Source organism: Pseudomonas sp. MF08817, assembly GCF_059862705.1.
Map to the genome: position 1 here is coordinate 1 of NZ_JCBCUY010000068.1, position 10,216 is coordinate 10,216.

Here is a 10,216-nt window from a genome sequence, read left to right on the forward strand (position 1 = left end):
TGCAAGCAGATCGGCTCGGTTCGGTCAGACGTCCATTGATGATGATGTTTTGGAAGCGGGATTGCGTTCGCTTAGCAAGTGCAGAAAAGTTAACTGACTGTTGCACTTGCTCCTTGAGACCGCCATGCTACCTTCGTCAGTTTCTTTTTTACTGGCATTCTTGACTTTGTTTTTTAGCTTGGTGCGCGCCTCCAACAATTCGGCCCTGCCGTTCTTAACCAGTGTGGGCGCTTCCGCCTCATCGGTTATTTTGGCAAGAAGCTCTTCCCTCTTTTCCTTCGGATAATCGTCGAGTTTTATCGTTCCGGTTTCTGGTAGCCAGATTAGATTTAAGTGGGATTGTTCATCGAACCATTCCAGCTTCTTGGGCTGGCTTGCTGGTATGCGCAGAGAATGGCGCAAACTTTTGAACAACTGGCGACGGCCACCATGCCCGTTAGTGGATTTCTTTTTGATCTCGTTTGTATAGTTCAGTGTTTTGAAAATCATTGAAGTTATTTTTTTGCCATTCATTTTATCCTCATGTTGATGGTTAATTTTGGAGTCCGCGCTGCTTTTGCTTCTGCCATTCCGGCAAGGAACCCGTGCTTACTACCGCAAGCGAAGCGTCTTAACGAAGTTAAGTGTGGTGGTAAGCCCAACGGGTTAACCTTATGCGGACTTAATCAGTTTAACATTCCAAAAATGGATCTCGGTCTGTTTTTGCTTTTAGCCGGACTTGTTCGGCTGAACCTGACTTGTCAGGTTTTGCTTTGGGCTGGATTTGTCCAGCCTGCACGGATATGTCCGTGCTGCTTTGCTTCTGAGCGAAGCCCTAAAAGGTGCCCAAGCTTGCTTGGGTGCGTTTTAGGGCTGGATAACGATTTAGGCGCTTGGCTTATTTTCCGCCGTGTATCCATCTGGGGTTACGTAGACTCGATCAACGTGCTCATCACCAAGAAAGATATCTATGTAGAAATATTTTTTCTGAATTGGGATGACTATTAACTTTACGGATTGGCCTTGGAGGAAATTATTCACTCTCATTCGACCATGTTCGGTCAGTAGGAGTTTATAAATCTCCATGACATTAATAGTCGATTTGCTCGCAAGGTGTAGAGTGCTAATTCTGTGGCTGATTTCCTGTTCTTTGGCTTTAATCTGGTCGAGTTCTTGGCTCACTTCTTCGATTCTGGTTAGAACGTATTTTTGTGCACCTTCCGATGCTTTTTCTAAGATTGAAAAATTGTTAGCCAGCGCTTTTTCTTTTTGGATCAATAAGCCTGAAATTTCACCATGGGCTTTTTCCAGCGCTTGAATATCTTCTGTTTTCGCAATAATTCTGTGAAAAGGAATTTTAGCCTGATAGGCCAGAAAGATCTCCTCTAATCGTGCATAGCGGTATCTAACGCCTTTTCCGGGCTTTGCTGCTGAGCATCGTCCAGTAAGTGATGCGGAGCAGACAAGATCAACATAGCCACTTTTCTGAGCGTGATAGCGAAAGCCAGATCCGCAAACGCAGTAAACCAATCCTCGTAGAATATTTCTAAACTCTGCTGCCTTGCGCCCTGCCAATTTTGGATCTTGTCGCTCTTGAAGTTTTGCGCTGATCCGATGAAATTCAGCCTCTGTGATAACAGCAGGGTAATAGCCCTTAATTTCTTTCTTTAACTGCACTGGCTTCCCAAACTCGTCCCACTCCATAGCAATGAACGAACCATAGATTGCTGGCTGCCGGAGAAATTTTCCGACTATACTTTCCGTGTATTTTTTTGGATGGATCTCATCATTCAGCGTCTTTGCAATTGCTTGAAAGCCCATATCAAAGCAAAGTTCAACGGCACGGGTGATGGCCTGAGCGTGTTCATTTAAGACGAACTTCCCGTCTGTAAAGGTGATCCAAAACGGGCAGCGCTTCGTGATGATGCCGCCGTTTTCACCTTTCAATAAATTTCGTGCCTTGGCGTCCGAGATGCGATCTGATTTTGAACGACTCTCATCATTCGCCCGTTCAAGAATATTTTGGATCAGGCTTATGTCGGCGCTGCTGTCGGTTTTGCGGCGAGAATAAAGGCGATTATCAAAAAGTGTGTAAATGGCGCAGTCGGCCTGGATGATGGAAATTATCAGTTCAAGGGCGTCATAGCCGCCCATTCGGCTGATTCGGTCGAAGGATTCGACCAGCAAAAGGGCATTAGGTAGGATCTCTTTGGCCTTGATCCTTTCCACAAACCGGGCCAACTGGCCGGATTTCAGGTTTTTTCCCTTGAATGCTGAGACGCCGAGGTCTTCATACCGCTCAACCTGTCGAGCCTGTGGGTAGTGCTCGAAAAAGCGGTTCAGTTGATCAATCTGCCTCATCTCACTGAATCCAAGCTTTTGGGCCTTGGATGAAAAGCGGATGTAGCTGTATACGTTGATCCTGTCGTCGCCTTGAAAGACCTCTGAAAAGGCCCGAGGCAGAGGGGTTACGGTGCTCATAGGTGCGCTGATCCTTCGCAGATACGGAATGATAGCATTTTCTACCAAAAGCACTGCTGATTGCCTTGATTGGCATGCTGGAGCTGGCGGCGAAAAAAGCCGAGCAGGGCCAGAGCGATGGCTTTGCCATTGAAGTGGCGTCGGGCGCCGCCCATGACTTGCTCGATTTGATCGGCGACATTCTGGATGTGGCGCGCATCGAATCGGGGCACCTGACCCTCACCCCCGAACGCGCCAACCTGCGCCAATTGGTGGAGGCCGTGGCCCGGGTGTTCGAGGGCCTGGCGCGGGACAAACACCTGCGCCTGGTGCTGGACATCGACCCGCGCAGCGACCGCGAAGTGCTGATCGACCCGCTGCGGTTCAAGCAGGTCGTGTCCAACCTGCTGAGCAACGCCATCAAGTTCACCCACAGCGGCGAGGTGCGCCTGAGCACCCGCATCGAGCCGACCGCGAGCCCCGACCACGTGGCTATTGCCCTGCGGGTGGAGGACACCGGGGTGGGCATCAGCGCTCAGGACCAGCAGCGGCTGTTCAGCCCGTTCACCCAGGCCGGCAACCACACACAGTCAGCTCGCAGCGGCTCGGGCCTGGGCCTGGTGATAAGCCGTTCGCTGTGCGAAATGATGGGCGGGCGCCTGCAATTGCACAGTGTCGTGGGCAAGGGCACGCGCATCGATGTCAGCCTCGACGTGCCGGCCTTGCAACCCTTGGACGAAACACCGCCAGCGGTCGTTGAGCCAGCAGCGGCGGGACCGTCCCTGAGCATCCTGGTGGTGGACGACTACCCGGCCAATCGCCTGCTGCTGTCACGTCAGTTGGCCTACCTGGGCCATCGCGTGATGCTCGCCGAGGACGGCGAGCAGGGCCTGGAACTGTGGCGCGCGCACCCCTTCGATGTCGTGATTACCGATTGCCATATGCCGCAGATGGATGGCTACGACCTGACCCGCGCCTTGCGCCACGAAGAGCAGGCCCGGGGCCGGGCGCCGGGGCTGATCTTCGGCTTCACCGCCAATGCCCAGGCCCAGGAAAAAATCCGCTGTATGGAGGCAGGCATGGACGATTGTCTGTTCAAGCCCATCCTCCTGGCAGACCTGCGCGTGCGCCTGGCGCGGGTGTCGGTGGAGGCGGCGGTGGCGGAGCCCGAGCCCGAAGAGGCGCCGGAAATTGACCTGTCGAGCCTGGAGCAGTATGTCGGCGCCGACCGCAGCCTGATCGAACACTTGCTCGATGACCTAGCGTCGAGCAACCGCCAGGACCTGCTGAACCTGGGCACCCTCTACGCGGCGCGCGACCTGCCGGGCCTGCGGGAGCTGGCCCACCGCATCAAGGGCGGTGCGCGTATCGTCAAGGCGCGGCGGCTGATGGCCTGCTGCGAACAACTGGAAGCCACCGCCACCCAGGACAACCCCGCTCTGGCCCTGGCGGTGGCTGACCTGCAACAGGCCATGGCGCGCCTGGATCGCTACCTCCAAGCCCAGGCGTGAGGTCAATTCTTCAAGTGGGAGCGAGCCATTCGCCGCCAGCGCTGGCACGCCAGGCTACTGCGAGCGTATTTAAGCAATATCGGCATGGGTGAACTCTTCGCCGAGAAAGTCGATCAGGCTACGCACCGACGGCAGCAGGCCACGGCGCGAAGGGAAGATCGCATGGACGATGCCGCACTTGGGCGCCCAGCCCGGCACCAGTTGCACCAGGGTGCCGGCCGCGAGGTCGTCGCGCACCACCACCTGGGGCAAATGGACGATGCCGATACCCGCCAGCACGGCGGTGCGCAGGGCGATCAGGTCATCGGTGACCAGGCGTGGGTGATGGCGAATCACCGCGCTGGCGTCCTGCGGGCCGTAGAGTTCCCAGTGGTATTCCCGTTGCGCGGCGCCCCAGTGCAGGCTCGGCAGGCCGCTAAGGTCGGCAGGGGAGGCGGGCGACGACAGTTGCTCCAGAAACAGGGGGCTGCCCACCAGGCATTGGGTGCTGTTGCCCAGCACTTTCATCACCATGTCAGTGCTGTCCAGGGGCGGGAAACGCACCCGCAGGGCGATGTCGAAGCCCTCGTGAAGCAAGTCCACGCGGCGGTTGGTGCTCTCGATGAATACCTCCACCCGCGGGTACTTGACCATGTAGCGGCTGAGCATCGGCCCCACCCAGGTGTTGAGCAGTGCCGTGGGGCAGCTGATGCGCACCAGGCCCTGGGGTTCGGCGCGGTTGCGTTCGATCACCTCGGCGGCGGCTTCGGCTTCCACGCGCATGGCCAGGCAACGCTGGTAGTAAGCCTGGCCGATTTCCGTCAGCGAACAATGCCGGCTGTTGCGGTGGATCAGGCGCACCCCCAGGCGTTCTTCAAGCTGGGCGATGCGTCGGCTGAGCTTGGACTTGGGCATGTCCAGCGCCCGTCCGGCGGCGGCGAAGCCTCCGTGTTCGACCACTTCGGTGAAGTAGTAGAGGGTGTTGAGGTCTTCCACCATCGTTCTCCAAATAGAACGCTAAGAGTAATTTTCGCAGTCTAGCGCAGCAAAGGTGACGCAATTAACCTTTGTCCATCGCGTCACTCACCCCTTTTTGGAGGCACCATGAAAAACATCATCGGTATCTACACCAGCCCACGAGGCCATTGGGTGGGCGATGGTTTCCCGGTTCGTACCCTGTTTTCCTACGACAACCTGGGCAAGCACATCAGCCCATTCCTGCTGCTGGACCACGCCGGCCCAGCCGAATTCACCCCCACCAGCCAGCGCCGTGGCGTCGGCCAACACCCGCACCGCGGTTTTGAAACCGTGACCATCGTCTACAAAGGCGAAGTGGAGCACCGCGACTCCACCGGCGCCGGCGGCATCATTGGCCCGGGCGATGTGCAGTGGATGACTGCCGCGTCAGGGATCCTGCACGAGGAATTCCATTCCGAAGCCTTCGCTCAACGCGGCGGCACCCTGGAAATGGTGCAGTTGTGGGTCAACCTGCCGGCCACGGACAAAATGGCCGAGCCCGGCTACCAGACCATTCTCGACGGCGACATTCCCACCCTTGCCCTCAAGGACGGTGCCGGCAGCCTGCGTTTGATCGCCGGTGAGTTCGACGGCCGCACCGGGCCGGCGCGCACCTTCACCCCAATCGATGTTTGGGACCTGCGCCTCACTGCCGACAAAGCGGTCACCCTGGACCTGCACGAAGGGCGCAATACCGCGTTGGTGGTGCTGCGCGGCACGGTGCAGGTCAATGGCCTGGAGTTAGTGCGCGAAGGCCAGTTGGCCCTGTTCGAGCGCGTCGGCGACCAGTTGGCCCTGGAGGCCAGTAGCGATGCGGTGGTGCTGTTGCTCAGCGGCGAGCCGATCGACGAACCCATCGTCGGCCACGGCCCGTTCGTGATGAACAGCGAGGCAGAAATCCACCAGGCTTTCGCCGACTTCCAATCCGGCCGTTTTGGCCAGATGCACCCCTAAGCGCAACCCCGCAACCCTGCTCAGGATCGGCAGGCCATGACACCGGCCAGGGACGGCTGTTGCCCACAGAAAAGAGGAAACGCTGATGAACACCACGACCCACGCGGCCAATTTCAACGGCCTCAAGCCCACCATCGACCCCAACGACACGGCGATGCTGCTGATCGACCACCAGAGTGGCCTGTTCCAGATCGTCAAGGACATGGACGTACCGCAACTGCGCGCCAACGCCATCGCACTGGCCAAGGCCGCCACCTTGTTGAAGATGCCGGTCATCACCACCGCTTCGGTGCCCCAGGGGCCGAACGGGCCGCTGATCCCCGAGATCCACCAAGAGGCGCCCCACGCCCAATACGTGGCGCGCAAAGGTGAAATCAACGCCTGGGACAACCCCCAGTTCCACGCGGCGGTCAAGGCCACCGGCAAGAAAACCCTGGTGATCGCCGGCACCCTGACCAGCGTGTGCCTGGCGTTTCCCGCCATTGCCGCCGTGCATGAAGGCTACAAGGTGTTCGCCGTGGTCGATGCCTCGGGCAACCATTCCACCTTGGCCACCGATCTGACCATCGCCCGTTTGGCCCAGGCCGGGGTGGTGCCGATCGACATCATGGCTACGCTCTCTGAGCTGCAAGGTTCGTGGAACCGCCCCGATGCGCAGGCATGGGCCGCGGTCTATGCCCAGGCCATGCCGCACTACCAGTTGCTGATCGAGAGCTACCTCAAGGCCCAGCAAGTGGCCACCGATCACGAAGTGCTGGACTCCCAGCGCTGATCCAGACACCCCGGTGCCGGCATGCCGCCGGTACTTTTACCTCGCGAGGACTACTGCAATGACTACCTCTTACAAGCGCCTGGACAAAGACAACGCCGCCGTTCTGTTGGTGGACCATCAAGCCGGCCTGCTGTCGCTGGTACGGGACATCGACCCGGACCGTTTCAAGAACAACGTCCTGGCCCTGGCCGACCTGGCCAAGTACTTCAAACTGCCGACCATCCTCACCACCAGTTTCGAGACCGGCCCCAACGGCCCCCTGGTGCCCGAGCTCAAGGCTCTGTTCCCGGATGCGCCGTACATCGCCCGCCCGGGCCAGATCAACGCCTGGGACAACGAGGATTTCGTCAAGGCGATCAAGGCCACCGGCAAGAAGCAACTGATTATCGCGGGCGTGGTGACCGAGGTCTGCGTGGCGTTCCCGGCCCTGTCGGCCCTGGCCGAAGGCTTTGAGGTGTTCGTGGTCACCGACGCCTCGGGCACGTTCAACGAACTGACCCGCCAATCGGCCTGGGACCGCATGTCGTCCTCCGGCGCGCAACTGATGACCTGGTTTGGCCTGGCGTGCGAACTGCACCGCGACTGGCGCAACGATGTGGAGGGCCTGGGCACCCTGTTCTCCAACCACATCCCCGACTACCGCAACCTGATGACCAGCTACAACACCCTGACCAACGGCAAGTAAACGCCCCACGTGTGGGAGCGGGCGAGCCCACTCTCACACGGCTCTGGGGTTGCTCGCCAATGTGTGCGATCTTCGCGTCATTGCCGCCCTGGAGCCGTTTGATGCCTGCCTTGCTCACCGATCACCCGCTGCTAATCGCCTTGTGCCTGATCCTGGTCGACCTGCTGTTGTGGCGGTTGATTTCCGCCGGGGGTAGCCAGTGGAAACTGGCGGTGCGCCTGGGGATTTTCGCCTTGTTCAGCGTCCTACTGTTCAACGAAGGCCTGAGCCCCATGCAACCGGCGCCCAGGGCCGATAACGTGGCCTTGCACGTGGCCGCCACTGGGCTGCTGATTGGCTGGTGGCTGTACGGTGCCCGCACCCTCACCGTGTTGCTCGGCGCCCTGATGTTGCAGCGCGTCGGCCACACCGGGCGCTTGCTCCAGGATTTGCTCGGCGCGGTGATATTCCTGATTGCCATCATCGCCGCCATGGCCTACGTGCTCGACCTGCCGGTCAAAGGCGTGCTGGCCACCTCGGGCGCGGTGGCGATCATCGTCGGCCTGGCGCTGCAAAGCACCCTCAGTGACGTGTTCTCCGGCATCGTGCTCAACACCACCAAGCCCTACCAAATCGATGACTGGATCTCCATCGACGGCACCGAAGGCCGGGTCGTGGACATCGATTGGCGCGCCACGCGCCTGCAAACCGCCCAGGGCAGCATGGCGGTGATCCCCAACTCCCTGGCCGCCAAGGCCAAGATCATCAACTTCAGCCGCCCCAGCGACGTGCATGGCCTGTCCATCAGCCTGCAAGTGAGCCCCCACGCGCGCCCGCAAACGGTAATCGAAGCCCTCGAACGGGCGATGCAGGGGTGCCGCCAGTTACTCGGCAGACCGGCGCCCAGCGTCGCCCTCAAAAGCGCCAGCAGCAGTGGCATGGAGTACGAGATCAGCGGCTTTGTCGCCGCCATGGGGCAAAAGCGCGAGGTGCGCAACCTGCTCTTCGACTTGGCCTACCGGCATTTGCAGGCCAGCGGCGTGAGCCTCTTGTCCACCGAAGCGGACGCGCCTGCGCCGGGCCTGTCGCGGCCACGGCAACTGCTGGAACGCTCGAACATTTTCTCCACCCTGCGCCAGGATGAAAAAGACACCTTCAGCCAGAACATGGCCCTGCACACCTTCCGCGCCGGCGATACGATCCTGCCCAGCGGCGAGGTCAGCGACCACTTGTTCATCATCGAGTCGGGCGTGGTCTCGGTGGTGCTGCGCCGCGACGGCACCCCGTTCGAGGCCGGGCGCATGGGCCCGGGGGAGGTGATCGGCGAAGCCGGCATCCTCGAGGGCGAAGGCGTGCCTGCCGACTTCATTGCCATGACCTTCTGCACCCTCTACCGCATCGAAAAGGCCTACCTCAAACCCTGCCTCGACGCCCGCCGCGACATCGGCGAAGCCATGCAAGCGATGCTCGACCACCGTTTGCACAGCGCCCAGGCCCTGATTAAAGAAGTGCCCAAGGCTGCACCGCGCAAGGGCTTTATGCAGTGGCTGCGCACGCGCGGTTGAACCGTGCCGCGCCTTACCTGTGGGAGGGGGCGAAGCCCTGCGGTGCTGTGTGGGGTTTGCACGACAAAGGGGCGCGGGTCGCTGCCCTTGGCGGTGGTGATGAGGTCCGGCAACCTGATGCGGCGCTCTACCGACGAAAACGCGATGTTCAGTGCGCTGGCCTTGTGGAGCAGCACTTGGCTGCCGTCCGCCAGTTGCAGGGTTTTATGCTCGCCCCGGGTACAGCCCATGGCCCTGCTGAACCCGTACTAACGCTTCAAAGTTGAAGTTTTCCGTCCCCCATGGCGCGAACAGTATGGATTTGCTTGACCGCAAATCGGACTTGAGTGTCGGTATTTATCAACTCGCTACGGGTCGGCTCCAAGTGCAGAACACTCACCGTGTATCCCTTTTGGAAGGGGAGGGTGACATTAACCGCTTGTGGGAGAGCGTCGCCGCGCAACTCCTGACAATGCAAAACTTCCCCTTTTTCGGTGCGCACCCATACCGCTATATAGATCGCTATCAAATAAGAATGTGGCGCGCGCGCTATTGTTTCAATACTGATCGTTTCGGCATTGGTGTCGATACTGATATTTACTGATGTGTGATTGCCGAGGCCCGGTTGTCGCCAGGTGAAATAACCGCCCGGAACTACTGGGCCGCCGGTGTCTGCGTAGGAAGGCCATAAGTCAGCGTATTGTTCAAGTAACGACAAACGTTCGGATGTGGTGAATGTATCGATTGCGGTATAGAGATCATCTCGCACGGGCAGGTCAAGATGCAGCAGTAAGTGTGAGGCCTGGCGCAGGCTATTGGCGGTTTTTTCAATTTCGGCTTTGAGGTTATCCCCAGGGTCATTGTTCAGGCTGGTGTTGCGCAGCCCTTGTTGTGTGATTTCGAATACATTGGTCGGCAATTGTTTATTGATGATGGGGTGTACTGTGGGCGTACTGACCAACCGTGTTGGTTCTTGATGAAAAAGAGTAACTTTATATCCGGAGCCAATGGCGATTTCGTCGCTGGAGATAACCGTATCAATGCCGGGCATATCTTTGTGAAAGAGGAGGAAGTCGTTTCTGTCCTGCACGGTGATTGCCGCGTAAATAGTGTTGTGTGCATAGGGGTGTGGCCTGGAACTGATGACATTGATTTTCAGGCTTGACGATTGCATATCGAACTCTAATGAGGCGAATTCTCCGGAAAGCCCGGCGGTCTCAAGGAGCAAGTGCAACGCCTGATGTAAGGTGTTGCCATGTCTACCCAATACAACCACCTGAGTACCCAGGAGCGCGTCACCATTATGGTGATGCTATTTCAACGGCAACCACTGCGA

8 protein-coding genes and 1 pseudogene are annotated in these 10,216 nt (G+C 58.6%); 5 read left to right on the forward strand and 4 right to left on the reverse strand.

The features are described from left to right. Nucleotides 1–24: 24 nt before the first annotated feature. Together AC19YR_RS24080 and AC19YR_RS24085 are read right to left on the reverse strand one after the other, a co-directional pair. Nucleotides 25–513, reverse strand: a complete 489-nt coding sequence (locus AC19YR_RS24080) for a hypothetical protein (RefSeq protein ID WP_500600381.1) — start codon at nucleotides 511–513, stop codon at nucleotides 25–27. Between the two features lie 351 nt (nucleotides 514–864). Next, a complete protein-coding gene (locus tag AC19YR_RS24085) occupies nucleotides 865–2,460 on the reverse strand; it encodes a recombinase family protein (protein WP_500600382.1) in 1,596 nt (531 codons plus the stop codon). A gap of 62 nt (nucleotides 2,461–2,522) precedes the next feature. Between AC19YR_RS24085 and AC19YR_RS24090 the strand changes: the two are divergent. Then, nucleotides 2,523–3,950, forward strand: a pseudogene (locus AC19YR_RS24090) (ATP-binding protein); the annotation flags it as partial. A 69-nt stretch (nucleotides 3,951–4,019) separates the two neighbouring features. Here the strand turns inward: AC19YR_RS24090 and AC19YR_RS24095 are convergent. Continuing rightward, nucleotides 4,020–4,928 carry a LysR family transcriptional regulator gene (locus tag AC19YR_RS24095; RefSeq protein WP_500600383.1) on the reverse strand — a complete coding sequence of 303 codons (909 nt, stop codon included), beginning with the start codon at nucleotides 4,926–4,928 and terminating at the stop codon, nucleotides 4,020–4,022. A gap of 105 nt (nucleotides 4,929–5,033) precedes the next feature. Between AC19YR_RS24095 and AC19YR_RS24100 the strand changes: the two genes are divergently transcribed. From AC19YR_RS24100 to AC19YR_RS24115, 4 genes are all read left to right on the forward strand, one after another. Further along, nucleotides 5,034–5,900 (forward strand): pirin family protein, encoded by an 867-nt coding sequence (locus AC19YR_RS24100; protein ID WP_500600384.1) that lies wholly within the window; start codon nucleotides 5,034–5,036, stop codon nucleotides 5,898–5,900. A gap of 85 nt (nucleotides 5,901–5,985) precedes the next feature. After that, nucleotides 5,986–6,672 (forward strand): isochorismatase family protein, encoded by a 687-nt coding sequence (locus AC19YR_RS24105; RefSeq protein WP_095110999.1) that lies wholly within the window; start codon nucleotides 5,986–5,988, stop codon nucleotides 6,670–6,672. Nucleotides 6,673–6,730: 58 nt separating this feature from the next. Then, nucleotides 6,731–7,357: an isochorismate family cysteine hydrolase YcaC gene (gene ycaC, locus AC19YR_RS24110; protein ID WP_095110998.1), complete on the forward strand. Its 627-nt coding sequence runs from the start codon at nucleotides 6,731–6,733 to the stop codon at nucleotides 7,355–7,357. 101 nt (nucleotides 7,358–7,458) lie between these two features. Then, a complete protein-coding gene (locus tag AC19YR_RS24115; RefSeq protein ID WP_500600385.1) occupies nucleotides 7,459–8,901 on the forward strand; it encodes a mechanosensitive ion channel domain-containing protein in 1,443 nt (480 codons plus the stop codon). A 256-nt stretch (nucleotides 8,902–9,157) separates the two neighbouring features. Here AC19YR_RS24115 and AC19YR_RS24120 read toward each other — a convergent pair whose 3' ends face one another. Continuing rightward, entirely contained in the window at nucleotides 9,158–10,108 is a 951-nt protein-coding gene (locus AC19YR_RS24120) for a putative mucin/carbohydrate-binding domain-containing protein (RefSeq protein WP_500600386.1), read from the reverse strand. Nucleotides 10,109–10,216 lie beyond the last annotated feature (108 nt).

What these genes read in the sequence shown, in the direction of transcription:
- AC19YR_RS24080 (WP_500600381.1), bottom strand. Translation starts at nt 513, where the DNA reads ATGAATGGCAAAAAAATAACTTCAATGATTTTCAAAACACTGAACTAT.
- AC19YR_RS24085 (WP_500600382.1), bottom strand. Translation starts at nt 2,460, where the DNA reads ATGAGCACCGTAACCCCTCTGCCTCGGGCCTTTTCAGAGGTCTTTCAA.
- AC19YR_RS24095 (WP_500600383.1), bottom strand. Translation starts at nt 4,928, where the DNA reads ATGGTGGAAGACCTCAACACCCTCTACTACTTCACCGAAGTGGTCGAA.
- AC19YR_RS24100 (WP_500600384.1), top strand. Translation starts at nt 5,034, where the DNA reads ATGAAAAACATCATCGGTATCTACACCAGCCCACGAGGCCATTGGGTG.
- AC19YR_RS24105 (WP_095110999.1), top strand. Translation starts at nt 5,986, where the DNA reads ATGAACACCACGACCCACGCGGCCAATTTCAACGGCCTCAAGCCCACC.
- ycaC (WP_095110998.1), top strand. Translation starts at nt 6,731, where the DNA reads ATGACTACCTCTTACAAGCGCCTGGACAAAGACAACGCCGCCGTTCTG.
- AC19YR_RS24115 (WP_500600385.1), top strand. Translation starts at nt 7,459, where the DNA reads ATGCCTGCCTTGCTCACCGATCACCCGCTGCTAATCGCCTTGTGCCTG.